Annotated in this window: 24 protein-coding genes; 13 read left to right on the forward strand and 11 right to left on the reverse strand. The window is 62.7% G+C overall.

Annotated elements, in window-relative coordinates:
- Positions 1-10: 10 nt before the first annotated feature.
- The 7 genes from ispC to rpsB all read right to left on the reverse strand — a co-directional run bounded on the left by ispC (position 11) and on the right by rpsB (position 6015).
- Positions 11-1201 (reverse strand): 1-deoxy-D-xylulose-5-phosphate reductoisomerase, encoded by a 1191-nt coding sequence (gene ispC, locus SA496_RS19990; protein WP_120654862.1) that lies wholly within the window; start codon positions 1199-1201, stop codon positions 11-13.
- Complete coding sequence (locus SA496_RS19995; protein ID WP_330114349.1) at positions 1198-2013, reverse strand: phosphatidate cytidylyltransferase; 816 nt, start codon at positions 2011-2013, stop codon at positions 1198-1200. The genes ispC and SA496_RS19995 overlap by 4 nt, the downstream gene beginning before the upstream one ends.
- Positions 2007-2768, reverse strand: a complete 762-nt coding sequence (gene uppS / locus SA496_RS20000; protein ID WP_120654860.1) for a polyprenyl diphosphate synthase — start codon at positions 2766-2768, stop codon at positions 2007-2009. The genes SA496_RS19995 and uppS overlap by 7 nt, the downstream gene beginning before the upstream one ends.
- A 14-nt stretch (positions 2769-2782) precedes the next feature.
- Entirely contained in the window at positions 2783-3340 is a 558-nt protein-coding gene (frr, locus tag SA496_RS20005) for a ribosome recycling factor (RefSeq protein ID WP_120654859.1), read from the reverse strand.
- The gene (pyrH, locus tag SA496_RS20010) at positions 3337-4080 is read right to left on the reverse strand and encodes a UMP kinase (RefSeq protein ID WP_077527672.1); all 744 of its coding nucleotides are present in this window, start codon (positions 4078-4080) and stop codon (positions 3337-3339) included. Before pyrH ends, frr begins: the two co-directional genes overlap by 4 nt.
- A gap of 198 nt (positions 4081-4278) precedes the next feature.
- Positions 4279-5148: a translation elongation factor Ts gene (gene tsf, locus SA496_RS20015; RefSeq protein WP_120654858.1), complete on the reverse strand. Its 870-nt coding sequence runs from the start codon at positions 5146-5148 to the stop codon at positions 4279-4281.
- 126 nt (positions 5149-5274) lie between these two features.
- Positions 5275-6015: a 30S ribosomal protein S2 gene (gene rpsB / locus SA496_RS20020; protein WP_120654857.1), complete on the reverse strand. Its 741-nt coding sequence runs from the start codon at positions 6013-6015 to the stop codon at positions 5275-5277.
- A gap of 264 nt (positions 6016-6279) precedes the next feature.
- Between rpsB and map the strand changes: the two genes are divergently transcribed.
- The 8 genes from map (at position 6280) to SA496_RS20060 (ending at position 14881) form a co-directional block, all read left to right on the forward strand.
- Positions 6280-7062, forward strand: coding sequence for a type I methionyl aminopeptidase (gene map, locus SA496_RS20025; RefSeq protein ID WP_120654856.1), 783 nt, complete (start codon positions 6280-6282; stop codon positions 7060-7062).
- Between the two features lie 29 nt (positions 7063-7091).
- A complete protein-coding gene (locus SA496_RS20030) occupies positions 7092-9794 on the forward strand; it encodes a [protein-PII] uridylyltransferase (RefSeq protein ID WP_120654855.1) in 2703 nt (900 codons plus the stop codon).
- Between the two features lie 76 nt (positions 9795-9870).
- Positions 9871-11067 carry a succinyldiaminopimelate transaminase gene (gene dapC, locus SA496_RS20035; protein WP_330114350.1) on the forward strand — a complete coding sequence of 399 codons (1197 nt, stop codon included), beginning with the start codon at positions 9871-9873 and terminating at the stop codon, positions 11065-11067.
- Positions 11068-11086: 19 nt separating this feature from the next.
- Positions 11087-11434: an ArsC family reductase gene (locus SA496_RS20040; RefSeq protein WP_120654853.1), complete on the forward strand. Its 348-nt coding sequence runs from the start codon at positions 11087-11089 to the stop codon at positions 11432-11434.
- Between the two features lie 2 nt (positions 11435-11436).
- Positions 11437-12060 carry a LysE family translocator gene (locus SA496_RS20045; protein ID WP_120654852.1) on the forward strand — a complete coding sequence of 208 codons (624 nt, stop codon included), beginning with the start codon at positions 11437-11439 and terminating at the stop codon, positions 12058-12060.
- A gap of 27 nt (positions 12061-12087) precedes the next feature.
- On the forward strand, positions 12088-13122 hold the full coding sequence (dapD, locus tag SA496_RS20050; protein ID WP_120654851.1) for a 2,3,4,5-tetrahydropyridine-2,6-dicarboxylate N-succinyltransferase: 1035 nt from the start codon (positions 12088-12090) through the stop codon (positions 13120-13122).
- Positions 13123-13271: 149 nt separating this feature from the next.
- Positions 13272-14477: an aminotransferase class V-fold PLP-dependent enzyme gene (locus SA496_RS20055; protein ID WP_330114351.1), complete on the forward strand. Its 1206-nt coding sequence runs from the start codon at positions 13272-13274 to the stop codon at positions 14475-14477.
- The gene (locus SA496_RS20060; RefSeq protein ID WP_120654849.1) at positions 14474-14881 is read left to right on the forward strand and encodes a SufE family protein; all 408 of its coding nucleotides are present in this window, start codon (positions 14474-14476) and stop codon (positions 14879-14881) included. The genes SA496_RS20055 and SA496_RS20060 overlap by 4 nt, the downstream gene beginning before the upstream one ends.
- Before the next feature lie 46 nt (positions 14882-14927).
- On the opposite strand, the gene tcdA is transcribed toward SA496_RS20060, so the two are convergent.
- Positions 14928-15731 carry a tRNA cyclic N6-threonylcarbamoyladenosine(37) synthase TcdA gene (tcdA, locus tag SA496_RS20065; RefSeq protein WP_330114352.1) on the reverse strand — a complete coding sequence of 268 codons (804 nt, stop codon included), beginning with the start codon at positions 15729-15731 and terminating at the stop codon, positions 14928-14930.
- Between the two features lie 152 nt (positions 15732-15883).
- Between tcdA and SA496_RS20070 the strand changes: the two genes are divergently transcribed.
- The 5 genes from SA496_RS20070 to SA496_RS20090 all read left to right on the forward strand — a co-directional run bounded on the left by SA496_RS20070 (position 15884) and on the right by SA496_RS20090 (position 22319).
- A complete protein-coding gene (locus SA496_RS20070) occupies positions 15884-17035 on the forward strand; it encodes an iron-containing alcohol dehydrogenase (RefSeq protein ID WP_330114353.1) in 1152 nt (383 codons plus the stop codon).
- Between the two features lie 258 nt (positions 17036-17293).
- Entirely contained in the window at positions 17294-19888 is a 2595-nt protein-coding gene (locus tag SA496_RS20075; RefSeq protein ID WP_330114354.1) for a glycosyltransferase, read from the forward strand.
- Between the two features lie 104 nt (positions 19889-19992).
- Entirely contained in the window at positions 19993-21135 is a 1143-nt protein-coding gene (dapE, locus tag SA496_RS20080; protein ID WP_153920818.1) for a succinyl-diaminopimelate desuccinylase, read from the forward strand.
- Positions 21132-21938 (forward strand): putative RNA methyltransferase, encoded by an 807-nt coding sequence (locus SA496_RS20085; RefSeq protein WP_153920816.1) that lies wholly within the window; start codon positions 21132-21134, stop codon positions 21936-21938. Before dapE ends, SA496_RS20085 begins: the two co-directional genes overlap by 4 nt.
- A gap of 9 nt (positions 21939-21947) precedes the next feature.
- Positions 21948-22319: a hypothetical protein gene (locus SA496_RS20090; protein WP_120654843.1), complete on the forward strand. Its 372-nt coding sequence runs from the start codon at positions 21948-21950 to the stop codon at positions 22317-22319.
- Positions 22320-22392: 73 nt separating this feature from the next.
- On the opposite strand, the gene SA496_RS20095 is transcribed toward SA496_RS20090, so the two are convergent.
- From SA496_RS20095 to SA496_RS20105, 3 genes are all read right to left on the reverse strand, one after another.
- Positions 22393-22602 (reverse strand): cold-shock protein, encoded by a 210-nt coding sequence (locus SA496_RS20095; RefSeq protein WP_016494409.1) that lies wholly within the window; start codon positions 22600-22602, stop codon positions 22393-22395.
- A 326-nt stretch (positions 22603-22928) separates the two neighbouring features.
- Positions 22929-23924: a DUF4340 domain-containing protein gene (locus SA496_RS20100; protein ID WP_120654842.1), complete on the reverse strand. Its 996-nt coding sequence runs from the start codon at positions 23922-23924 to the stop codon at positions 22929-22931.
- 10 nt (positions 23925-23934) lie between these two features.
- Positions 23935-25770 (reverse strand): GldG family protein, encoded by a 1836-nt coding sequence (locus SA496_RS20105; protein ID WP_120654841.1) that lies wholly within the window; start codon positions 25768-25770, stop codon positions 23935-23937.
- Position 25771: the final 1 nt, after the last annotated feature.

A 25771-nucleotide genomic window follows, 5' to 3' on the forward strand; every position in this document is an offset into this window, starting at 1 on the left:
AGGCCACCTGTTACCGCCCTTGACGGACTAACCACTGCTGCGCCGCCGCCCGAGCACGGGCATCCGCCAGCAGTACGGAATCCAGCGTTTCGACCGCATTCGCCGCTTCGCGGTTCAGCACTTCGTCGATGATACTCGCGATCTCTGTGAAGCGGATGCGCCTATCCAGGAATGCCGCCACAGCCACCTCGTTGGCGGCATTGAGCATCGCCGGGGCGCTGCCCCCCTCCTCTGCCGCCTGCCGCGCAAGACGCAGGCATGGGAAGCGCTCTTCGTCCGGCGCCTGGAAGTCCAGACGAGCCACCGCGAACAAGTCCAGCGGCGACACACCGGAATCGATGCGCTCCGGCCAAGCCATTGCGTGGGCGATGGGGGTGCGCATGTCCGGATTGCCGAGCTGCGCCAGTACCGAGCCATCCACGTAGTCCACCAGGGAGTGGATAACGCTCTGCGGGTGTATCACCACTTCAACCTGGGCCGGCCGCGCATCGAAAAGCCAGCAGGCTTCGATCAGTTCGAGACCTTTGTTCATCATGCTGGCCGAATCAACGGAGATCTTTCGCCCCATGGACCAATTCGGGTGGGCGCAGGCTTGCTCGGGCGAAACATCCGGCAGTTGTGCCAGCGGCATCTCACGGAACGGGCCGCCTGAGGCGGTCAGCAGGATGCGCCGAACGCCTACGGGAGCCAAACCCTGAGCGTAATCCCGAGGCAGGCACTGAAAGATCGCGTTGTGCTCGCTGTCGATGGGCAGCAGCACGGAACCGCTCTTGCGTACGGCCTGCATGAATAGGGCGCCGGACATTACCAGCGCTTCCTTGTTGGCCAGCAGCACGCGTTTGCCAGCCTCCACGGCTGCCAGGGTAGGCTTGAGGCCGGCGGCACCGACAATAGCGGCCATTACTGCGTCGACCTGCGGATGCGCAGCGACTTCGCAAAGACCCTGCTCGCCAACCAGGACGCGAGTGTGCAATCCGGCCGCCAGCAGGCCGCCTTGCAAGTGACGGGCGGAATCGGCGTCCGGCACCACAGCGAACTCGGGCCGATAGCGCAGACACAGCGCCTCCAGCTCGCTCAGGCGACTGAAGCCACTGAGCGCGAAAGCCTGATAGCGATCAGGATGACGACCTATGACGTCGAGGGTGCTGAGACCTATCGAGCCAGTCGCACCCAGAACGGTAATGCGTTGCGGCTGAGTCACAGGGCTCCCCAGCCAGCGGCCCAGAGCAGCGCGGCGAACAGCGGGATGGCCGCGGTCAGGCTATCGATTCGGTCCAGTACGCCACCGTGGCCCGGCAGCAGATTGCTGCTGTCCTTGATGCCGGACTGACGCTTGAACATGCTTTCGGTCAGGTCCCCTACCACCGAGATCAGCACAACCAGGGCTGCACCCACCAAGGCCAGCAACAGCTCGGAACCGACCCATCCACGATAGAAACCGACACCTGCGGTAATCAGGAGACTGGCCAGCAATCCACCCACCAGGCCTTCCCAGCTCTTACCGGGACTCACCTGAGGCGCAAGCTTGCGTTTACCGAAAGCCTTGCCGGAGAAATAGGCGCCGACATCGGCTGCCCAGACCAGCACCATCACTGCCAGGATCAGCCAGTTGGCCAGCGGCCACTGCTTGAACAGGATCAGGCCCTGCCAGGCGGGAAGCAGGATCAACAAACCGATGACCAGCTTGCCAGGTGTTCCACCCCAGTAGCGGCTGGTTTCGGGGTATCCCAACACGAAAACCGTGGCAGCCCCCCACCAGAGCACACCAAGCACCAGTACCAGGGGCGCCATGGCCGGCACGAGATAAAGCCCATAGAGCAGCGCCGCCACGAGAAGTCCGTAAGCGACGCGCAAGGGCTGGGAAGAGAAGCCCGCCAGGCGCGCCCATTCCCAGGCACCGAGGCTCACAACGGCACCGATGAACAGCGCGAAGGCGCCACCGTCCAGCCAGAAGAAACCCGCAAGGGCAATGGGCAGCAACACCAGCGCGGTGATGACGCGTTGTTTCAGCATTTGGCTCGGGCCTCGGCTTCTAGCTGCTCGCTCGTCTTGCCGAAGCGACGCTGGCGCTTTGCGTAGTCGGTCAGCGCCTTACGCATGGCTTCGTGCTTGAAGTCGGGCCAGTAGAGATCGGAGAAATACAGCTCTGCATAAGCGAGCTGCCAAAGCAGGAAGTTGCTGATGCGGTGCTCGCCACCGGTGCGGATGCACAGGTCGGGCAGCGGCAGGTCGCCGGTAACCAGGCAACTTTGCAGCAACTGCGGGGAAATATCGTCCACTTGCAGGTGACCAGCCTGGACCTCTCGCGCCAGGCGCTGTGCGGCCTGGGTGATGTCCCACTGACCGCCATAGTTGGCGGCGACCTGGAGGACGAACTTCTGATGGCTGGCGGTCAACTGTTCGGCTTCGCGCATGGCGGCCTGCAACTCCGGATGGAAGCGCGAGCGATCGCCGATGATGCGCAGCCGGATGTCATTCTGGTTCAGGCGCCGTGCCTCACGGCGCAGCGCCCCCAGGAACAGCTCCATCAGGGCGCTCACCTCGTCAGCCGGGCGCTGCCAGTTCTCACTGGAGAAGGCGAACAGGGTGAGCACTTCGACGCCTGCCTCGGCGCACACCTCGATCACAGCCCGGACCGCATCCACGCCGGCCTTGTGGCCGGCTACGCCAGGCAGCAGACGCTTCTTCGCCCAACGGTTGTTACCGTCCATGATAATCGCCACATGCCGTGGCACCGCGGGGTTCGCGCCTTGCTGGTTCTTGTCCATGACGATTCCGGACGTCAGACGGCCATCAGGTCTTTTTCTTTGTTTTCCAGAGCCTTGTCGACTTCGCCGACGAACTTGTCGGTCAGCTTCTGGACGTCATCAGCGCCACGACGCTCGTCGTCTTCGCTGATTTCCTTTTCCTTGACCAGGTCCTTCAGCTGCGCCAGGGCATCGCGACGGATGTTGCGCACGGCAACACGGGCGTTCTCGGCTTCAGCTCGCGCCTGCTTGGTGAAACCCTTGCGGGTTTCCTCGGTCAGCGCGGGCATCGGTACGCGAATGGTGGTGCCGGCAGTGGCCGGGTTCAGGCCCAGGTCGGAGGTCATGATGGCCTTTTCCACAGCCTGGATCATGCTCTTGTCGAACACGGTCAGGGCCAGGGTACGGGAGTCCTCGGCAATCACGTTGGCAACCTGGCGCAGCGGAGTGTCAGTACCGTAGTAGGACACCATCACGCTATCCAGGATGCTCGGATGCGCGCGCCCGGTGCGGATCTTGGCGAAAGCATGATCCAGCGATTCCAGGGTTTTCTTCATGCGCTCCTGCGCTTCTTGCTTGATCTCGTTGATCACTGTTCGCCCTCCTCGATCAGGGTTCCTTCGGCGCCGCCAACCACGATGTTCAGCAAGGCACCCGGTTTATTCATATTGAAGACCCGCAGCGGCATCTTCTGGTCACGGCACAGACAGATGGCCGTGAGATCCATGACACCCAGCTTGCGATCCAGCACCTCGTCGTAGGTCAGGCGCTCGAATTTCTCGGCATTGGGGTCCTTGAACGGGTCGGCAGTGTACACGCCATCGACCTTGGTGGCTTTCAGTACCACGTCCGCATCCACCTCGATGGCACGCAGGCACGCGGCCGAGTCAGTGGTGAAGAAGGGGTTGCCGGTACCGGCAGAGAAGATCACCACTTCGCCGGAAGCCAGGTGGCGCATGGCCTTGCGGCGGTCGTAGTGATCGGTCACGCCGACCATGGATATCGCCGACATCACGATGGCCGGGATATTGGAACGTTCCAGCGCATCGCGCATGGCAAGGGCATTCATCACGGTAGCCAGCATGCCCATGTGGTCGCCGGTCACGCGGTCCATGCCAGCGGCGCTGAGGGCCGCACCGCGGAAAAGATTGCCGCCGCCGATTACCAGGCCGACCTGCACGCCGATACCGACCAGTTGGCCGATCTCCAGCGCCATGCGATCGAGGACCTTCGGATCGATACCGAACTCCTCGGACCCCATCAGGGCCTCACCGCTGAGTTTGAGCAGAATGCGTTTATAGCGAGGTTGGCGACCACTCACCTGCTGAGCCATTGCGTATCTCTCCTGCGGCGCTATTGAATTCTTGGGCCTAAAGGCCCGATGTACTGGCGAGTCCTGAGACTGCGCAAACGGCGGTTGGTGCCCGACAACCGGGCCCGCCGTGGAAGCCACCCCAAAATGGCTCCCCAGTTTGACGAAGAGGCCGCGCGCGTGAGCGGGCAGCCTCTTGGGGCGACAGCCGGAGCCGTCTTATTGCTTGGTAGCAGCGACTTGAGCAGCTACTTCGGCAGCGAAGTCGACTTCGACTTTCTCGATGCCTTCACCTACTTCATAACGAACGAAGGAAACGATCTCGGCGCCGGCTTTCTTGGCCAGATCACCTACCTTGACTTCCGGATCCTTGACGAAAGGCTGCTCGACCAGGCTGGCCTCGGCCAGGAACTTGGCGATACGGCCCTTGACCATGTTCTCGACGATGTTTTCCGGCTTGCCGGCGATCTTGTCGGCGTTCAGGGCCAGGAAGATTTCCTTTTCCTTGGCGATGGCTTCTTCGGAAACCTGGGACGAGCTCAGGAACTGCGGATTGCTGGCTGCCACGTGCATGGCGATGTCCTTGGCCAGCTCCGGGTTGCCACCCTTCAGGTTCACGACTACGCCGATGCGGTGGCCGTGCAGGTAGGCGCCAACCACGTCACCTTCAACGCGGCTCAGACGACGGATGTTGACGTTCTCACCGGTCTTGGAAACCAGGGCCAGGCGAGCCTCTTCGCGGGACTCAACCAGCGGAGCAGCGTCGGTCAGCTTCTCGTTGAAAGCCTGTTCCAGGGAAGCGGCAACGAAGGATTTGAAGTCGTCCTGCAGGGCCAGGAAGTCGGTCTGGGAGTTGACTTCGATGATGACGGCAACCTTATTGTCGTCAGCAACCTTGACAGCGATGGCACCTTCGGCGGCGATGTTGCCAGCCTTCTTGGCAGCCTTGATGGCACCAGCGGCACGCATGTCGTCGATGGCCTTTTCGATGTCGCCGTCAGCGGCGGTCAGGGCCTTCTTGCAATCCATCATGCCGAGGCCGGTACGCTCGCGCAGTTCTTTAACCAGGGCTGCAGTAATCTCTGCCATGTCGCAATCCTCTTGAATAGGTTTTCAACCATTCAGCCCGGAATCCGGGCATTCACAATTCGGAGGTGGCAAAAAGGGGGCCTAGCCCCCTTCTTGCGCACCGGGTAACGCTAGAGGGCTGTCAAATCAGCCTTCAGCGGCCTCGGAAGCAGCTTCTTCAACGAACTCGTCAGGGCCACCAACGGCATTCTGACGGCCGCGGATTACAGCATCAGCAACGCTGGCCAGGTACAGCTGAACGGCGCGAATGGCGTCGTCGTTACCCGGAATGACGTAATCAACGCCTTCAGGGCTGCTGTTGGTATCGACTACGCCGATTACCGGGATACCCAGCTTGTTGGCTTCGCTGATGGCGATGCGCTCGTGGTCAACGTCGATCACGAACAGAGCGTCCGGCAGGCCGCCCATATCCTTGATACCACCCAGGCTGCGCTCGAGCTTCTCGAGGTCGCGGGTACGCATCAGGGCTTCTTTCTTGGTCAGTTTGGCGAAGGTGCCGTCCTGGGCCTGGGTTTCCAGGTCGCGCAGACGCTTGATGGACTGACGGATGGTCTTGTAGTTGGTCAGCATGCCGCCCAGCCAGCGGTGATCGACGTACGGGGAGCCGCAACGAGCAGCTTCTTCGCGAACGATCTTGCCAGCGGAACGCTTGGTGCCGACGAACAGAACCTTGTTCTTGCCTGCAGCCAGTTTCTCAACGAAGGACAGAGCTTCATTGAACATCGGCAGGGTTTTTTCAAGGTTGATGATGTGGATCTTGTTACGCGCGCCGAAAATGTACTTGCCCATTTTCGGGTTCCAGTAACGGGTCTGGTGGCCGAAGTGCACACCGGCCTTCAGCATATCGCGCATATTGACTTGGGACATTTCTATTCCTCGATAGTCGGGTTAGGCCTCCACGCATCCCAATTTCCAACCCTTGCGGGCACCCAGGAAATCGTGTCGATACGTGTGTGGGTTTGTGCCTTGCAGACAGGTCGTCCGTAAAGCGGCGCGTTTTATAGCACAAAAAGCAGACCCAAGCTACTGGAACAATGCCCAGCAAAACAGGCCGCTTGCTGCCAGCCGCTTATGGCTTGCGGCTTGAAGCTGTTAATATCAAGCCTTTTCCGTTTGCGCCCGAGAGCCAATATGACCGTCACCATCAAGACGCCCGCAGAAATCGAGAAAATGCGCGTTGCCGGCCGCCTGGCCGCCGAAGTGCTGGAGATGATCGGCGAGCATGTCAAAGCCGGCGTGACCACCGACGAACTGGACCGCATCTGCCATGACTACATCGTCAACGTGCAGCAGGCCATCCCCGCGCCCCTCAATTACAAGGGCTTCCCCAAGTCGATCTGCACCTCGATCAACCACGTGGTGTGCCACGGCATTCCCAACGAGAAGCCGCTGAAGGATGGCGACATCGTTAATATCGACGTCACCGTCATCAAGGACGGCTACCACGGCGACACCAGCAAGATGTTCATGGTGGGCAAGGCGCCGGAATGGGCGGACAAGCTCTGCCGCGTGACCCAGGAATGCATGTACAAGGGCATCGAGCTGGTCAAGCCTGGCGCTCGCCTGGGCGACATCGGCGAGGTGATCCAGAAGTATGCCGAGAAGCAGGGCTACTCCGTGGTCCGTGAGTACTGCGGCCACGGCATCGGTGCCGTGTTCCACGAAGAACCCCAGGTCCTGCACTACGGCCGCGCCGGCACCGGCATGGAACTCAAGGAAGGCATGACCTTCACCATCGAGCCGATGATCAACCAGGGCCGCCCGGAAACGCGCTTGCTCGGCGACGGCTGGACCGCCATCACCAAGGACCGCAAGCTCTCCGCACAGTGGGAGCACACCGTACTGGTCACCGCCGACGGCTATGAGATCCTCACCCTGCGCAGCGACGATACCCTGCCGCGCACCTCGTCCTGATCAACAACCTATATAAGGAATGCCGCCCCATGCCGCAGGTGGATCCCGAGTTGTTCGACCGCGGGCAGTTCCAGGCGGAACTGGCCTTGAAGTCCAGCCCCATCGCTGCCTTCAAGAAAGCCATCCGCCAGGCCCGCGACGTGCTCGACAACCGTTTCACCAACGGTCGCGACATCCGTCGCCTGGTGGAGGATCGTGCCTGGTTCGTCGACCAGATACTGCGGGCGGCCTGGGAGCGCTTCGATTGGAGCGAAGATGCCGACATCGCCCTGCTGGCAGTGGGCGGCTATGGTCGCGGCGAGCTGCATCCTTACTCTGACATCGACCTGCTGATCCTGCTGGACAGCGCCGACCACGAAGTCTTCCGCGCGCCCATCGAAGGCTTCCTCACCCTGCTCTGGGACATCGGCCTGGAAGTCGGTCAGAGCGTTCGCTCGGTTGCCGAATGCGCCGAAGAAGCACGTGCCGACCTGACGGTGATCACCAACCTGATGGAAAGCCGTACCATTGCTGGTCCCGAGCACCTGCGTCAGCGCATGCTGGACGTCACCAGCCCCGAGCAGATGTGGCCGAGCAAGCACTTCTTCCTCTCCAAGCGCACCGAGCAGAAGGCACGCCACGCCAAATACAACGACACCGAATACAACCTGGAACCCAACGTGAAGGGTTCCCCCGGCGGCCTGCGTGACATCCAGACCATTCTCTGGGTCGCTCGTCGGCAGTTCGGCAGCCTCAACCTGCACGGCCTGGTGCAGCAAGGCTTCCTTGTAGAAAGCGAGTGCAGCATGCTGGCCTCCAGCCAGGAGTTTCTCTGGAAGGTCCGCTACGCGCTGCACATGCTCGCCGGTCGAGCCGAAGACCGACTGCTGTTCGACCACCAACGCAAGATCGCCGCCCTCCTCGGCTTCGGGGACGGAGACGGAAAGCTCAACATCGAACGTTTCATGCAGAAGTACTACCGGGTGGTGATGGGCGTCTCCGAACTCAGCGACCTGATCAACCAGCATTTCGAGGAAGTCATCCTGCGTGCAGGGGAAACCGGTCAGGCACAGCCGCTCAACAGCCGCTTCCAGCTGCGCGACGGCTACATCGAGGTGACCCACCCGAACGTCTTCAAGCGCACGCCCTTCGCAATGCTGGAAATCTTCGTGCTGATGGCCCAGCACCCAGAGATCAAGGGCGTTCGCGCCGATACCATTCGCCTGCTGCGTGAAAGCCGTCATCTGATCGACGACGAGTTCCGCAAGGACATCCGCAATACCAGCCTGTTCATCGAGCTGTTCAAGTCCGCCCAAGGCATCCACCGCAATCTTCGCCGGATGAATCGCTACGGCATCCTTGGCCTGTACCTACCGGAGTTCGGCCAGATCATCGGGCAGATGCAGCACGACCTGTTCCACATCTATACGGTGGATGCCCACACTCTCAACCTGATCAAACACCTGCGCAAGTTGAAGTGGCCCGAGCTGGCGGAGAAATTCCCCCTGGCCAGCAAGCTGATGGACAAGCTGCCCAAGCCCGAACTGATCTACCTCGCCGGGCTCTACCACGACATCGGCAAGGGCCGTGGCGGCGACCACTCCGAGCTGGGCGCCGTGGATGCCGAGGTCTTCTGCGCACGACACCAGTTGCCGGTATGGGACTCACGACTGGTGGCCTGGCTGGTGCAGCATCATCTGGTGATGTCCACCACAGCGCAGCGCAAGGACCTTTCCGATCCGCAGGTGATTTACGACTTCGCGCGTCTGGTAGGCGACCAGACCCGTCTGGATTACCTCTATGTGCTCACCGTGGCCGATATCAACGCCACCAACCCGAGCCTTTGGAACTCCTGGCGCGCCAGCCTGCTGCGCCAGCTCTACACCGAGACCAAGCGCGCATTGCGCCGTGGCCTGGAAAATCCACTGGACCGCGAAGAGCAGATTCGCCAGACCCAGTCCGCCGCCATCGATACCCTGGTGCGCAACGGCATCGACCAGGACGAGGCCGAACAGCTCTGGAGCCAGTTGGGCGACGACTACTTCCTGCGCCATACCGCCAGCGACGTGGTTTGGCATACCGAGGCGATACTCCAGCATCCGGCCGGCAACGACCCGCTGGTACTGATCAAGGAAACCGCCCAGCGCGAATTCGAAGGCGCTACACAGATATTCATCTACGCGCCGGACCAGCACGACTTCTTCGCCGTGACCGTGGCGGCCATGTCGCAGTTGAATCTGAACATTCATGACGCACGGATCATCACGTCCACCAGCCAGTTCACCCTCGACACCTACATCGTGCTCGACGCGGACGGCGGGCGGATCGGCGAGAACCCGGCGCGTATCCGCGAAATCCGTGAAGGCCTGATCGACGCCCTGAAGAATCCGGACGAGTACCCGGCCATCATCCAGCGCCGCGTCCCGCGCCAGCTCAAGCACTTTGCATTCCCGCCACAAGTGACCATCTCCAATGACGCGCAGCGTCCGGTGACCATCCTCGAACTGATCGCCCCCGACCGCCCTGGCCTGCTGGCGCGCATCGGGCGTATCTTCCTGGAGTTCGACCTGTCGCTGCAGAACGCCAAGATCGCCACCCTGGGCGAGCGCGTGGAAGACGTTTTCTTCGTCACCGATGCGGACAACCAGCCACTCTCCGACCCTGAGCTCTGCCTGCGGCTGCAGGAGGCGATCGTCTCCCAGTTGTCCGAAGCCAATGGGCAGAGCCTGGACCCCACGCGAATAAGCATCTGAACCCGTAGGGTGCAATAAGGCCGCAGGCCGGATTGCACCGTTTTACCCACGACCTCCCTGTTGACGCCCTACAACCATGAACGACGCCCTGAATCATCTGCAGCCCTACCCCTTCGAGAAACTCCGTGCCCTGCTGGCCGGCGCCCAGTCACCGGCGGAGAAGAAGGCCATCGCCCTGTCCATCGGCGAACCCAAGCACCGCTCTCCGGCTTTCGTCGCCGAAGCCCTGTCGGCCAATCTCGACCAACTGGCGGTCTACCCCACGACCCTGGGCATTCCGGCGCTGCGCGAGGCCATTGCCCAATGGTGCGAGCGTCGCTTCAAGGTACCGGGTGGCTGGCTCGATGCTGCCCGCCACGTACTGCCGGTGAATGGCACCCGCGAGGCGCTGTTCGCTTTCACCCAGGCAGTGGTCAATCGTGCAGATAACGGACTGGTAGTCAGCCCGAACCCCTTCTACCAGATCTACGAAGGTGCAGCCCTGCTGGCCGGTGCCGAGCCCCATTACCTGCCATGCCTGGCGGAGAACGGCTTCAACCCGGACTTCGACACCGTTCCAGCGGACGTCTGGCAGCGTTGCCAGGTCCTCTTCCTCTGCTCTCCGGGCAACCCTACCGGCGCGCTGATCCCGGTAGATACCCTGAAGAAGCTGATCGCCCTGGCCGACGAGCACGACTTCGTGATCGCGGCCGACGAGTGCTACAGCGAGCTCTACTTCGACGAGCAGAACCCGCCGGCTGGACTGCTCACCGCTTGCGCCGAACTCGGCCGCTCCGACTTCAAGCGCTGCGTCGTGTTCCACAGCCTGTCCAAGCGCTCCAACCTGCCTGGCCTGCGCTCGGGCTTCGTCGCCGGCGACGCAGGCATCCTCAAGTCCTTCCTGCTGTACCGCACCTACCACGGCTGTGCGATGCCTGTGCAGACCCAGCTGGCCAGCGTCGCAGCCTGGAATGACGAAGTGCACGTGCGCGCCAACCGCGCCCTGTACCGAGAGAAATTCGACGCAATGCTGGATATCCTTGGTCCGGTCCTCGATGTGCAGCGCCCGGACGGCGGCTTCTATCTCTGGCCGAAGACGCCGGTGGACGACGAGACCTTCACCCGCGAACTGTTCGCCCGCGAGCACGTCACCGTGGTCCCCGGCTCCTACCTGTCGCGCGCTGTGAATGGCTTCAACCCCGGTGCGGGCCGCGTACGCATGGCCCTGGTGGCCCCGCTGGCCGAGTGTGTCGAAGCCGGTGAACGTATCCGCGACTTCATCAGGGGCCTGTGAGATTCAAAGGAAATACACGATGAGCATCACCCTCTACGGCATCAAAGCGTGCGACACCATGAAGAAGGCCCGCACCTGGCTCGAAGAGCAAGGCGTCGCCTACAGCTTCCATGACTACAAGGCATCGGCCATCGATCGCGCCAATCTCGACAAATGGTGCGCCGAACACGGCTGGGAAACCGTCCTGAACCGCGCCGGAACCACATTCCGCAAACTGGACGACGCGCAGAAGGCCGACCTTGACCAGGAAAAGGCAATCGCCCTGATGCTGGCCCAGCCCTCGATGATCAAGCGTCCGGTGCTGGACCTGGGTGATCGCACCCTGGTCGGCTTCAAGCCGGACCTTTACGCGGCCGCCTTCAAGTAACCATGGAAATCGCCTGGGCGCTCTTCATCCCGGCCTGCTTCGCGCTGAACATGGCGCCGGGGCCGAACAACCTGCTGTCGCTGCATAACGCAGCGCGCCAGGGTCTGCGCCCCGCCTGCCTCGCTGGTGCCGGACGATTGCTGGCCTTCGCCGGGATGATCGCCCTCGCCGCCTCAGGGCTGGCCCTGGTCCTGCAGGCTTCGGCCACGCTGTTCCTGGCCATCAAGCTGCTGGGCGCCGGCTACCTGTTCTGGCTGGCCTACCAGCTCTGGCGCGCACCAGGTGGCCACTTCGCCGAACCCGGCGAGGTCGTTCGCCTGTCCCTGTGGAAGCTGTCGCGCCAAGAGTTCTGGGTAGCCGCGGGCAATCCCAAGGCGATCCTGATCTTCACCGCCTTCCTGCCGCAGTTCGTCAATCCGCAGCAGGCGGTCGGCCCGCAATTCCTGGCTCTAGGCCTGGCCTTCCTGGCCCTGGAATGGCTGGCCATTCTGCTTTACGCCCTGGCCGGGCTGAATCTCGGCCGCCTGCTCGCCGGGCCTCGTGCCCGGCGCCTGTTCAACCGTGGCTGCGCTGTCCTGCTGGGCAGCGCCGGCCTGGGCCTGCTGCTCAGCCGCCGCCCCGCCTGATCAACCCCTTCAGCAAGAGGAATCCTCATGTCCAACGCTCTCTTCAGCATCGCCTTCGGCGTCGGTACCCAGAATCGCCAGGGCAACTGGCTGGAAGTCTTCTACGCCCTTCCGCTGCTCAAGCCGTCCGAGCAACTGGTCGCTGCAGTCGCCCCGGTGCTCGGCTACAGTGCCGGCAACCAGGCCATCACCATCAGCAATGCCCAGGCCGCCCAACTGGCGACCGTGCTCAAGGATATCGACGCAGCGCAGTCAGCCCTGTTGACCCGCCTGGCCGAAAGCCACAAGCCGCTGGTCGCCACCCTGCTGGCCGAAGACGCCGCCCTGACCTCCACCCCGGAGGCCTACCTCAAGCTGCACCTGCTGTCTCACCGCCTGGCCAAGCCCCATGGCCTGAACCTGACCGGCATTTTCCCGCTGCTGCCGAACGTGGCTTGGACCAGCCAGGGCGCCGTCGACCTGGCCGAACTGGCCGAGCGCCAGCTGGAAGCCCGCCTGAAGGGCGAGCTGCTGGAAGTCTTCTCCGTGGACAAGTTCCCGAAAATGACCGACTACGTGGTTCCGGCCGGCGTGCGTATTGCCGATACCGCCCGCGTACGCCTGGGCGCCTACGTGGGTGAAGGCACCACCGTGATGCACGAAGGCTTCGTCAACTTCAACGCCGGCACCGAAGGTCCGGGCATGATCGAAGGCCGCGTGTCCGCAGGCGTCTTCGTACGCAAAGGCTCGGACCTGGGCGGCGGTTGCTCCACCATGGGCACCCTGTCCGGCGGCGGCAACATCGTCATCTCCGTAGGCGAAGGCTGCCTGATCGGCGCCAACGCCGGCATCGGCATTCCGCTGGGTGACCGCAACATCGTTGAAGCAGGCCTGTACATCACCGCTGGCACCAAGGTGGCCCTGCTGGACGACCAGAACCAGCTGGTGAAAGTGGTCAAGGCCCGCGACCTGGCTGGCCAGGCTGACCTGCTGTTCCGCCGCAACTCGCAGAACGGCGCCGTTGAGTGCAAGACCAACAAGACTGCCATCGAGCTGAACGAAGCCCTGCACGCTCACAACTGAGCCATGGTCCCGAAGCCTCGGCTTCGGGACAGTTTCCGACCAGGCCCGGACGCTCGTTTACACTCAGTAGAACGTGTGTCCGGGCCTGTTCATGTTTCAGCTGGCCGTTATTCGCAACGCTTCACTCCTTATTTTGCGTGCTGCAAGCCATGTCCCTGATTTCACCCTGGCGCTCCGACTTCCCCGCCCTTTCGGCCCTGGCGGCCGAGGGGCAGACCTATCTGGACAGTGCCGCCACCTCGCAGAAGCCCCAGCCAGTGCTCGACGCCCTGCTCGGCTACTACGCCAGTGGCGCGGCTAATGTACATCGCGCCCAACACTTGCCCGGAGAACGCGCCACCCGAGCCTTTGAAGGGACCCGGATGCGCGCAGCGCAGTGGCTGAATGCCGCGAATCCGGCGGAAATCCTCTTCACCCGAGGCGTCACCGAGGCAATCAACTTGCTGGCCTACGGCCTGGAGCACCTGTTCCAGCCTGGCGATGAGATCGCCATCAGCGCGCTGGAGCATCACGCCAACCTGCTGCCCTGGCAGCAACTCGTCCTGCGCAGGCAGCTCAAGCTGGTGGTGCTGCCACTGGATGATCGTGGCCTGATAGATCTGGAGCAGGCCCGGCAGTTGATTGGCCCGCGTACCCGCTTGTTGGCGGTGAGTCAGCTGTCCAATGTGCTCGGTCGCTGGCAGCCGCTGACCGAACTGCTGCCCCTGGCGCGCAGCCAAGGCGCCATTACCGTGGTCGACGGTGCCCAGGGCGCAGTCCATGGCCGCCATGACGTACAGGCTATGGGTTGCGACTTCTACACATTCTCCAGCCACAAGCTCTACGGCCCGGACGGCGTCGGCGTGCTCTATGGCCGTAACGAGGCCCTGGGCCGCCTGAAGCATTGGCAGTTTGGAGGTGAGATGGTCCATACCACCGGCTACCAGACGGCCGATTTCCATGGCGCGCCCCTGGGCTTCGAAGCCGGTACCCCGGCGATTGCTTCGGTTATCGGCCTGGGCGCGGCGCTGGACTACCTGGGCAACCTGGAAGCTGCCACCATCGCCGGGCATGAGGCGGCCCTTCACGCCAAGCTACTGGCCGGCCTTGGCGCACGAGACGGCGTGCGTCTCCTCGGTGCCCCGGAACTGGCGCTCGCCAGTTTCAGCATCGATGGCGTGCATAGCGCTGACCTGGCCCACCTTCTCACCGAGCAGGGTATTGCCGTGCGTGCCGGGCATCACTGTGCCATGCCGCTCATGCAGACCCTTGGCGTGCAAGGTGCTGTTCGCGTGTCCCTCGGCCTGTATAACAACGGCGATGATCTGGAGCGGTTCTTTGCCGCGCTGGACAAGGCCCTGGAGTTGCTGCGATGAGCCTACCCGCAAAGGCACAGGAAGCCCTGGACGCCTTCACTGCCGCCGGAGGCTGGGAACAGCGCGCGCGTCTATTGATGCAATGGGGTGAGCGGCTGGAGCCGCTTACGGATACCGAGCGCAACGACACCAATCGGGTGCATGGCTGTGAAAGCCAGGTGTGGCTCGTGGGCGAACGGCAAGACGAGCATTGGCACTTTCGTGCTGCCAGCGACGCCCGGTTGATTCGCGGCCTGCTGGCAGTGCTGGTAGCACGGGTGGAAGGGCTGTCGGCGGGCGAACTGGCTGCCGTCGATCTGGCGGACTGGTTCAGCCAGCTCGGCCTCGGCCGCCAACTGTCGCCTTCACGCAGCAATGGCCTGAACGCCGTCCTCAAGAAAATGCGGGAAATGGCGCAGGCATGAGCACTCTGGGGGCTAATTCATTCGCAAAAGGACGGCGCAGCCGTCCCTAGCCCGCCTGGCGCTCCGACGGCCTGCGCGCCCCTGCCACCAACTTATCCACAATCCTCGCTGCCGCTACCATGCCGAAGGTCGCGGTCACCATCATCACCGCACCGAATCCGCCAGCGCAGTCCAGCTTCACGCCTTCGCCGACGAAACTCTTCTGTTGGCACACCGAGCCATCCGGCATCGGGTAGCGCAACTGCTCCGTCGAGAACACGCAGGGCACGCTGTAGGTGCGCCCCGGTGTACGGGAGAAGTTGTAGTCGCGGCGCAGGGTGGAACGCACCTTGGCCGCCAGCGGGTCGTTGAAGGTCTTGTTCAGGTCGGCGACCTGGATCTGGGCCGGGTCCACCTGGCCGCCTGCACCGCCGGTGGTAACGATCTGGATCTTGCGTCGCTTGCACCAGGCGATCAGCGCGGCTTTGGCCGCTACGCTGTCGATGCAGTCGATCACAGCGTCCAGTGCGGGCGTGATGTACTCGGCCATGGTCTCGCGGGTCACGAAGTCGGCCACGGCGTGAACGACACAAGCCGGGTTGATGGCACGAAGGCGCTCGGCCATCACATCCACCTTGGCCTTGCCCACGGCTCCCTCGATGGCATGCACCTGGCGATTGGTGTTGGTGATGCAGACGTCATCCAGGTCGAACAGGGATATCTCCCCCACCCCTGAGCGCGCCAGGGCCTCGGCCGCCCAGGAACCCACGCCGCCAATGCCGACCACAGCCACATGGGCGGCCTGCAGCCGGGCAAGTCCTTCCAGGCCATATAGCCGGGCGATGCCGCCAAAACGCTCGTCTGTACTCATCCCAATCACTCCCATCGCCAACTTTCGGGCGGGCGCGCATTATAGGAAGCGCTATCCCTCGGCCCAAGTCCATTGCCGCTGAATGGCGACCTATAGATTCGGGCACGGTGCGCCAGGGCTATAGTCGGCCGATAACGACAAGGGAGCCGGTCATGCGCAACTTCACCTTCTACAACCCTACCCGCATCCACTTCGGCGAAGGCCAGATCAGCAAGCTGACGCGGGATGTCCCGGCCGGTAGCCGGGTGCTGGTGACCCACGGCGGAGGAAGCATCTTCCAGAACGGTGTCTGGCAACAGGTCGAGGAGGCGTTGGCTGATCACAAGGTCGTCCGTTTCGGCGGAATCGAGGCCAATCCGCAGTTCGACACCCTGGTCAGAGCAACCGAACAGGCCAAAACCGAACAGTGCGACTTCATCGTTGCCGTGGGTGGAGGCTCGGTAATCGATGGCAGCAAGTTCATCGCTGCGGCGGCCTGCTACGACGGTGACCCGCTGGACCTGCTCAGTGGCAAGCGGATCACCGCCGCCCTTCCCATGGGCTGCGTACTGACACTGGCCGCCACCGGCTCCGAGAGCAATCCCCACGGTGTGGTTACCCACGTTGGCCGCCAGGAAAAGCTGCCGTTCTCCAGCGCCCTGCTCTACCCGCGCTTCGCCATCCTCGACCCGCGCACCACGTTCAGCCTGCCGCCCCGGCAGATCGGCAATGGCGTGGTGGATGCCTTTGTCCACACCATCGAGCAGTACCTCACCTACCCTGCCGATGCGCCCCTGCAGGACCGCTATGCCGAAGGCCTGCTGCTGACCCTGATAGAAGAAGGCCCCAAGGCCCTGGCCAACCCGGAGGACTACGCCATACGCGCCAACCTGATGTGGTGTGCCACTCAGGCGCTGAACGGTCTGCTCGGCTGCGGCGTACCCCAGGACTGGTCGACCCACATGATCGGCCACGAGCTGACTGCGCTGTACCACATCGATCACGCCCAGACCCTGGCCGTGGTGCTGCCGGCCCTCCTGGCGGAACGCCGCCAGGTCAAGCGCGAGAAGCTGCTTCAATACGGGGCGCGCGTCTGGGGTCTGAAGGAAGGCGACGAAGAACAGCGTATCGACGCAGCGATTCAGGCTACCCGCGATTTCTTCAAGCGCATGGGCGTGCCTACCCGTCTGTCCGAACATGGCCTGGATGCCGATGTGATCCCCCAGGTGCTCGCGCAACTGGAGCGCCATGGAATGACCGCGCTGAGCGAGCGCCGAGACCTTGACCTGGAAGCCAGCGAACGCATTCTGCTGCGCGCCCTCTGAAGCTGATCCAGGTCAAGCCGAAGCGGCATTTCGATTCGTCGGTCGAACTTCTCGCGCCGCGGGCAAACAAACCATCTGGCGGGGACAGCTATCCGGCTTCCCCGGCTGGTCGCAATCTATACAGCTGTTGGGCGCCGGGGTAGGATTCGCGCCGACCAGCATATCGCTGGCCCTACCCCAGGTTTTGTACGAATTTTGATCAAATGGCGATCATTCTCGTATGGAACCCAGTTCCTCGATTCGGAACCCTTGACCTCTATGCCATCGCGTAAATTTGGACTCAACCTGGTGGTCTTCGTGGCAGTCGCCGCGTTGTTCACCGGTATCTGGGCGCTCTACAACCGCCCGGTCACCGCGCCGGACTGGCCGGAACAGATATCCGGCTACTCCTTCTCGCCGTTCCGGGCGGACCAGAACCCGCAAACCAACCGCTATCCCAACGACGAGCAGATCCGCCAGGACCTCGAATTGGTAAGCAAGCAGACCGACAACATCCGCACCTACTCGGTGGACGGCACCCTGGCCGACATTCCGCGCCTGGCCGAAGAGTTCGGCCTGCGGGTGACCCTTGGTGTCTGGATCAGCCCGGACGAGGAACGCAACGAGCGCGAGATCGCCAAGGCCATCGAAATCGCCAACGCCTCCCGTAGCGTGGTTCGCGTGGTAGTGGGTAACGAAGCCTTGTTCCGTCGCGAGATCAGCCGCAAGGACCTGATGGTCTATCTGGACCGCGTGCGCGCAGCCGTGAAGGTACCGGTGACCACCTCCGAGCAGTGGCACATCTGGCTGAAGTATCCGGAACTGGCCAAGCACGTCGACCTGGTGGCCGCCCACGTGCTGCCTTACTGGGAGTTCGTGCCGATGGAGGACTCCACCGAGTTCGTCCTGGAGCGCGCCAAGGACCTGAAGAAAGCCTTCCCGAAGAAGCCCTTGCTGCTTTCCGAAGTGGGCTGGCCGAGCAACGGCCGCATGCGCGGCGGTGCCGACGCTTCCCAAGCCGACCAGGCCATCTACCTGCGAACCCTGGTCAACGCTCTCAACGCCAAGGGCTACAACTACTTCGTGATCGAGGCCTTCGACCAGCCGTGGAAGGCCAGTGACGAAGGTTCGGTGGGCGCCTACTGGGGCGTCTACAACCTCGACCGCCAGCCGAAGTTCGCCTTCGAAGGGCCGGTGATCGCCATCCCGCAATGGCGCATGCTCGCGGTCGCTTCTGTGGTCATGGCACTGCTGGCCCTGGCCCTGATGCTGATCGATGGCAGCGCACTGCGCCAGCGCGGCCGCACCTTCCTGACCTTCGTCGCCTTCGCCGGCGGCTCGGTACTGGTGTGGATCGCCTACGACTACAGCCAGCAGTACAGCACCTGGTTCAGCCTGACCGTCGGTCTGCTCCTCGGTGTCGGCGCCCTGGGCGTATTCATCGTGCTGCTGACCGAAGCCCATGAACTCGCCGAGGCGGTCTGGGTGCGCAAGCGCCGCCGTCCGTTCCTGCCGGTGCTGGCCGACAGCGCCTACCGTCCGAAAGTCTCGGTACACGTGCCCTGCTACAACGAGCCGCCGGAGATGGTCAAACAGACCCTCGACGCCCTCGCCAACCTCGACTATCCGGACTACGAAGTCCTGATCATCGACAACAACACCAAGGACCCGGCTGTCTGGGAACCGGTGCGCGACTACTGCGAGCAGTTGGGCCCGCGCTTCAAATTCTTCCATGTCGCCCCGCTGGAAGGCTTCAAGGGTGGTGCGCTGAACTACATCCTGCCGTACACCGCAACAGACGCCGAAGTTGTGGCGGTGATCGACTCCGACTACTGCGTCGACCGCAACTGGCTGAAGCACATGGTTCCGCACTTCGCCGACCCGGAGATCGCCGTGGTGCAGTCACCGCAGGACTATCGCGACGGCAACGAGAACACCTTCAAGCGCCTCTGCTACGCGGAATACAAGGGCTTCTTCCACATCGGCATGGTCACCCGCAACGACCGCAACGCCATTATCCAGCACGGCACCATGACCATGATCCGTCGCAGTGTGATGGACGAGTTGAAGTGGGCCGACTGGACCATCTGCGAAGACGCCGAACTGGGTCTGCGCGTGTTCAAGAGCGGTTATGCCGCCGCCTACGCGCACGAGAGTTTTGGTCGTGGGCTGATGCCGGACACCTTCATCGACTACAAGAAGCAGCGCTTCCGCTGGGCCTATGGCGCCATTCAGATCATGAAAGGCCACGCCCGCAGCCTGTTCCTCGGCAAGGACTCCAAGCTAAAGCAAGGCCAGCGCTACCACTTCATCGCGGGCTGGCTGCCCTGGGTCGCCGATGGCCTGAACATCTTCTTCACCGCCGGTGCCCTGCTCTGGTCGGCGGCGATGATCATCGTGCCGCAACGGGTCGACCCGCCGCTGCTGATCTTCGCCATCCCGCCGCTGGCGCTGTTCTTCTTCAAAGTCGGCAAAATCGTCTTCCTCTACCAGCGCGCGGTGGGGGTCAACCTGAAGGACGCCTTCTGCGCAGCGGTGGCGGGCCTTGCCCTCTCGCATACCATCGCCAAGGCCGTGCTCTATGGTTTCTTCACCAAGAGCATCCCGTTCTTCCGCACGCCGAAGATGCGCAGCAATCACGGCCTGTTGATGGCCCTGGCCGAAGCCCGCGAAGAAGTCTTCGTGATGCTTCTGCTCTGGGGTGCGGCGATCGGGATCGCCATCGTCCAGGGCATGCCCAGTCCGGACGTGAAGTTCTGGGTGGCCATGCTGCTGGTGCAGTCGCTGCCTTACCTGGCAGCGCTGATCATGGCCCTCCTCTCCTCCCTGCCCAAGGGTCAGGAAGAGGAGCAAGAGGAGGTCGCCACCGCCTGATTGGCGAGCGAAACCCTTAAACGGCGGCCTATGGCCGCCGTTCTTGTTTTAAGATATCGGCCTTTTCATCCCTTGCGTTGCCGCGCTGCCCTCCGGAGCCCTTCATGTCGTCCCTGTCCCCCACCCTCGAACTCGCCTGCGACCTCATTCGTCGTCCCTCGGTCACCCCGGTCGACGAAGGCTGCCAGGACTTGATGATGCGTCGGTTGGAGGCCGTAGGCTTCCGCATCGAGCGCATGCGCATCGAGGATGTGGAAAACTTCTGGGCCATCCGTGGCGGCGATGGCCCGGTGCTCTGCTTCGCCGGCCATACCGACGTGGTCCCCACCGGCCCCGTGCAAGCCTGGCAGCACCAGCCGTTCGATGCCCTGATCGACGCGCAGGGCATGCTCTGCGGTCGTGGCGCGGCGGACATGAAAGGTAGCCTCGCGGCCATGGTGATCGCGGTCGAACGCTTCGTCGCCGAACACCCGCAGCACAAGGGCGCTATCGCCTTCCTCATCACCAGCGACGAAGAAGGCCCGGCCCATCACGGCACCAAGGCCGTAGTCGAGCGCCTGGCCGCTCGTGGCGAGCGCCTGGACTGGTGCATCGTCGGCGAACCGTCGAGCACCTCGCTGGTGGGTGACGTGGTGAAGAACGGCCGTCGCGGCTCCCTGGGCGGCAAGCTGACCGTGCGCGGCGTCCAGGGACACGTGGCCTACCCGCACCTGGCGAAGAACCCCATTCATTTGGCAGCTCCCGCCCTGGCCGAACTCGCCGCCGAGCACTGGGATGACGGCAACGCCTTCTTCCCGCCGACCAGCTTCCAGGTCTCCAATCTCAACTCCGGCACAGGCGCCACCAACGTGATCCCGGGCGATCTGGTAGCAGTATTCAACTTCCGCTTCTCCACCGAATCCACGGTGGAAGGCCTGCAGCGCCGCGTCGAGGCGGTTCTCGACAAGCATGGCCTGGACTACCACTTGGAGTGGTCGCTGTCCGGCCTGCCCTTCCTGACTCAGCCGGGTGAACTGCTGGACGCAGTTTCCGCGAGCATCAAGGCCATCACCGGCCGCGACACTACGCCGTCCACCAGTGGCGGCACCTCCGATGGCCGCTTCATCGCCACCATGGGTACTCAAGTCGTCGAGCTCGGTCCGGTGAATGCCACCATCCACCAGGTGAACGAGCGGGTGCTGGCCAGCGATCTCGATCTGCTGACCGACATCTACCAGCAGACCCTGGTCCGACTGCTCGCACAATGACGCTCATCTGCCCCCTCTGCCAGGGCGCGCTGAGCGCCCGCGACCAGGGCCTGGCGTGCCCGGCGAACCACAGCTTCGACCGCGCCCGCCAGGGCTACTACAACCTGCTGCCAGTGCAACACAAGAACAGCCGCGATCCGGGCGACAACGCCACCATGGTCGAGGCACGCCGACGCTTCCTCGATGGCGGCCACTATGCACCGCTCGCCAGCCGATTGGCCGCCCTGGCCGCCGAACGGGATCCGGAGCGCTGGCTGGATATCGGTTGTGGCGAGGGCTATTACACCAGCCAACTGGCGATGGCCCTTCCCGCCACCGACGGCTATGCCCTGGACATCTCCCGCGAGGCGGTCAAACGCGCCTGTCGCCGCGCACCGCAGCTGCACTGGCTGGTGGCGAGCATGGCGCGCGTGCCCCTGGCCGATGCCAGTTGCCAGTTGCTCGCCAGCGTCTTCAGCCCGCTGGACTGGCAGGAAGCGCTGCGCCTGCTTTCTCCAGGTGGTGGCCTGCTGCGAATGGGGCCAACTCGTGAGCACCTGCTGGAGTTGCGCGAGAAGCTCTATGACGAAGTGCGCGACTACGACGACCAGAAGCACCTGGCGCAGATCCCTGCTGGCATGCGCCTGGCCCACAGCGAAAACCTGACCTATCGCCTGCAACTGGACGAAGCAGACGCCCGCGCCGACCTGCTGGCGATGACCCCCCACGGCTGGCGCGCCAATGCCGAGCGCCGTGAGGCAGTAGTGTCGGCACCATTCGAGGTCACGGTTTCAATCCGCTACGATTGGATCGAACGAATCTAGGGAGTCCCCATGCGCCAACCCGATATCGAGATCTACCTCAAGGACGCCGACCAGGACGCCGTCACCGTCTGGCTCAACGAGGCGCTGGGCTCATGCACGCCCTGGCAGCAGAAAGGGCAGACCTTCAAATGCCTGGCAGGGAACATTCCCGTGACCTGGCTACCGAAGGCCGTGGGCAAGTGGAACAGCCTCTACCTGGAAAGCGACACAACGCCTTGGGAGGACGATCTGGGTTGTGCCCGCGCGGCCTTCGCGGCTCTCGGAGTGGAAATCCGCTGCGCGCCAGGTGGTTGGCAGGAAGTACAGGGCGAGGAGGATGCCGACCGCTGGATCAAGGTTAATGCGGAAGGCGAGCAGGAGATCATCTGGCGCACCGAATGAATTTTCGGCCGCCCGGTGCAGGATTCGCAGAAAACAAAAGGCCCGTCACTGACGGGCCTTTTGTTTTTGAGTCTCAGACCTTGGCGACGTCTTCCGCCTGCAGGCCTTTCTGACCCTGGATCACGGAAAACTCTACCTTCTGGCCTTCCAGCAGAGAGCGGTGGCCCTCGCCGCGGATAGCGCGGTAGTGAACGAATACATCAGGACCGCTTTCGCGCTGAATGAAACCATAGCCCTTGGCGTCATTGAACCACTTGACGGTTCCGACCTCACGATCAGCCATTACTGCTCTCTCCAACTCACAATTTTGTTGTTTACCCCCTTTGGTGGGGGTTTCGACGGTACGACAAAGACGTTCTTCTTGTTATATCCGACCCCGGCCGAATCAAGCTTGGAGCGGCTACTTCGAATGGCGTTCTTTTTTTGACCGCGACCGGAGTATACGACAAGAGTTCGCGCTGAAAAGCACTTTTTTATGACAGTGCAGAATGGCCGTGCCACGCGGGCTGGGCGCCCTTTTTTGGCTCTTTGGAAGTACAAAATGGGGCATAAGGATAGGCGGAAATGAACTGGCTATTGTCCGATTTACCGCCCCCTCAACAACTTGCACTACTTGGCCGCAAGTACATCCTCGAGCTTCTTGGCCAATGCCTGATATTGGAATGGTTCCAGCCGATAGGCCCAATCCAGTTTGCCCGGCACTTGCTCATCGACAAGTTTCTTCTTGTCCTTCAGAACCATCCAGGCCTGCTCGCCCTGACTGAAGACCTCGCCGCGAAGCTCTCCACCATCGAAGGTGGAAAGACTGAACTGGAGCATCGGCTTGCCCTTGAACTGCACTTGCGCCAAGGGCGCGTTGTCGGCGAACTCGAGGCCAGCGAACAGCGTCGCCATGCCATTGGCCGCAGCATCAAAGGCCAGCCTGCGCCCCTTGGGCAGTTGCTTGAGCTTGAGGTTGGGTTCTTCGGCCGTATCGCGATAGACAGTCAGGCGGTTGCCACTCGGATAGGTGATTTCCACCTGCCTCACGCTGGCGAACGGAATGCCGGCCACCCGACGATCCAGCCAGCCGAGTTCGTTCGCAGGCAACGTGATGGCCTGGTCGATCAGCCAGACCTGATTGTCGCCGTAGAGACGCACCAACTGACCGTTGCCCTGTTGCGCCGGTTTTCCCACGAGAAGCTCCAACGGGGGCTCGCCACCGCGCTCCAGCTTGATCCTCGTTCCCTGTTCCTCGGCGCTTCCCTTGTCAGCGAGGCCGACTCGGCCATGCAACTCCGGATTGGCAGTCTTGGCCTCCACCTTGCGCGCATCTGCCAGCGCCCGCAGCAGAGTCGCCACGGGCAGTCCGGCCGCTGGGTAGTCGGCCTTGGCCGGTAGTACCCAGAGGCCATCCTTGCGCGCCAGTCGCAGATCCGGCTGCCCAGGTATTTGCACGTCAAGGGCGGACACGCTCGCCAGCCTGCCTTGCAGCGCAGGTAACAGCAGCTCGCGTGTGACACCGGTCGGCTGCGGTTGGGGCCGCGAGCTGTCGTGTTGAATGACATAGGCGGTGCCAAGACCGGCGGCCAGCAACGCAAGAACGATCAGACCTTTGTGTCCCATTGTGTCTCCCTCAGGCCTTGCGCTGGCGGCGCCAGAACCACAGCACCAGCACACCCAGGGTCAGCACCAGCGGCACCAGGGCGATGTTGATGAATTTCAGGGTGCGCCCCAGGTCTTCGATGCTGGCGTTGAGCTGGAAGCGCACATCGCGAAGTTCCTTGCGAATGCGCAGCTTTTCCTGGACGAACTGTTGCAGCGCCGCCTGCTGTTCCGGAGTCAGTTCCAGGGCCTTGGCAGGGTCCTGGTTCTGCTGCAGCGAGGCCAGCTTCTGCTCAGTGTCCGCCAGGCGCTGCTGGAGTTCCTGCTCCTGCTCGCGGAACTTGACCTCGGCATCGCGCTGGAGCTTCTCCACTACGTCAAACGGGCGGCTGTAGCGGCCGCGGGAACGTACGCTGATCAGTGCATCGGAGCCGGCCAGGTTGTCCAGCGCGTTGATGGCGAAGCCCGAGTTGTCGGCCCAGGGTTGCGGTACGCGCTGGCCAAAGAAGTCCTGCACCTGCACCCACATACGGTCGCTGAGGATGTCAGTGTCGGCGACGGCGATCACGTTGATGTTCTCGGCGGACTTCAGGCCGTCCTTGCGACCTTCGATACCCTCAGGGAAAGCCGATTCTGCCGGCCCACTGATCCGCGCGGCCACGGTGTAGCGCTGGCCGGTCGGCTTGAGCTCACGAATCAATTCTTCGGGATCCGCGAGCATTCCGAAGCGTTGCACGTCGAAGGGCATGGAGTACTCGGAACTCTGGATCAGCGGCACAAAATGGGTCTTGGCGCCATCCAGCGGTTTGAGGATGCCAGCGGTGGCCACGGTGATGTTCTCCAGGCCGGCGGTACTGACATCGTTCTGATCAAGGCTATGCCTTGGCAGGTTGAGCCAGGCGGCATGGCGCGCCGGCGGCTTGTCCTGGCCCACGCTGACGGACATCGCATTGGCACCGTCCCCCAGCACCTTGCCCGGCACCATCTGCAGTCCCCAGGCCTTGAACAGCGCGTCCAGGTCAGACGACTTGTCCCCGCCCGGCTCACCCGGCATTTCCATGCCGCTGTCCGCTTCGCTCCAAGGGTCCACGAAGGCCAGCAGCTTGCCTCCACGCAGGACGAACTGGTCGATGGCGTATTGGGTCTGCTGTGGCAGGTTCTTCGGATGCACCAGCAGTAATACAGAGACCTTCTCGGGAATCTGGTCGATATCACTCTTCAGGCTCTCGATCTGGAACAGTTGGCGAACTTCCTCCATCACCATCCAGGGCTGGGTCGGCTGACGGGTCATCATGTCGAAGCCGCCATTGAGCTTCAGACCGGAGAGAATCCCCACCACCGGGCGCTCCGGCTTGGCCAGGCTTTGCACCAGGCGGCTGACCTCGTATTCGAGGAACTCCTCCTGGTCCAGCGGGAAGAACGGAATGATCTGGGTGTCATCCACTCCGTTGGTGCCTGCCAGGCCGAAATAGATCTGGTCGCCCCCCTGTTGCAACGGCACGGCCTGAAGGCCGAACTCGGCGGCCTTGTCCTCGTCCTCGGAGAAGGGCTCGGGATCGATGACGTGCAACTTGATCTTGCCGTCGGCGGCGCGCTCGTAGGCTTTCAGCATCTCCTCTACGCGGCGGGCGTAGTTGCGCAGCACGACCAGGTCCTTGGCGGACTTGTCGGAGTAGAAAAAGTACAGGTTGATCGGCTCGTCGATCTCGCCAAGGATCTGCTTCGTACCGTCAGAAATGGTGTAGAGCTTCTGCTCGGTGAGATCGACCCGCGCGTTGGTCAGGGTCAGGCCGGCGAGCATGTTGAAGGCAAGGAAAGCCAGGGCGATGAGCAGCAGTCCGGCGCCGGAATACATCATTCTTTTCATG

The organism is Pseudomonas sp. JS3066 (assembly GCF_036328175.1).
Lineage (GTDB): Bacteria > Pseudomonadota > Gammaproteobacteria > Pseudomonadales > Pseudomonadaceae > Metapseudomonas.